At 51.7% G+C, this 505-nt stretch carries 3 tRNA genes; all 3 read left to right on the top strand.

Going from position 1 to position 505, the window contains the following annotated elements:
- The first annotated feature begins 1 nt into the window (after window position 1).
- The 3 genes from ACLJXE_RS24325 to ACLJXE_RS24315 all read left to right on the top strand — a co-directional run bounded on the left by ACLJXE_RS24325 (window position 2) and on the right by ACLJXE_RS24315 (window position 494).
- A tRNA-Arg gene (locus ACLJXE_RS24325) sits at window positions 2-78 on the top strand.
- A gap of 91 nt (window positions 79-169) precedes the next feature.
- Window positions 170-246 (top strand) — tRNA-Arg (locus tag ACLJXE_RS24320).
- A gap of 171 nt (window positions 247-417) precedes the next feature.
- Window positions 418-494: transfer RNA gene (locus tag ACLJXE_RS24315), tRNA-Arg, on the top strand.
- Window positions 495-505 lie beyond the last annotated feature (11 nt).

Here is a 505-nt window from a genome sequence, read left to right as displayed (position 1 = left end):
TGCATCCGTAGCTCAGCTGGATAGAGTACTCGGCTACGAACCGAGCGGTCGGAGGTTCGAATCCTCCCGGATGCACCATCTTCTCTGTAATAGCGTATTGGCGTTGTTACGGAAAATTGATAAAGCTTTAGTAGCGATATCAAATCTGCAGTAAAATAGTTTCCCTGATGCATCCGTAGCTCAGCTGGATAGAGTACTCGGCTACGAACCGAGCGGTCGGAGGTTCGAATCCTCCCGGATGCACCATCTTCTCCGAGATAACAGCTAACGTGTTGTTTCATGGTCTGCGAGATAATCGCCAGCACCAGGGAGAATAGCGTTGCTTTAGCAACGACCCGTAGGGCGAGGGTAACTGAGTCATCCTCCCGGATGCACCATCTTCTCCGCAGTATTAGTTGTAAATCAGCAATTCCCGATGCATCCGTAGCTCAGCTGGATAGAGTACTCGGCTACGAACCGAGCGGTCGGAGGTTCGAATCCTCCCGGATGCACCATCTTCTCCGAG

Source organism: Citrobacter sp. U14242 (assembly GCF_046555775.1).
Classification (GTDB): Bacteria; Pseudomonadota; Gammaproteobacteria; order Enterobacterales; family Enterobacteriaceae; genus Citrobacter.
Note: the sequence above shows the minus strand (reverse complement) of the source record. Positions and strands in the feature narration are given on the sequence as shown.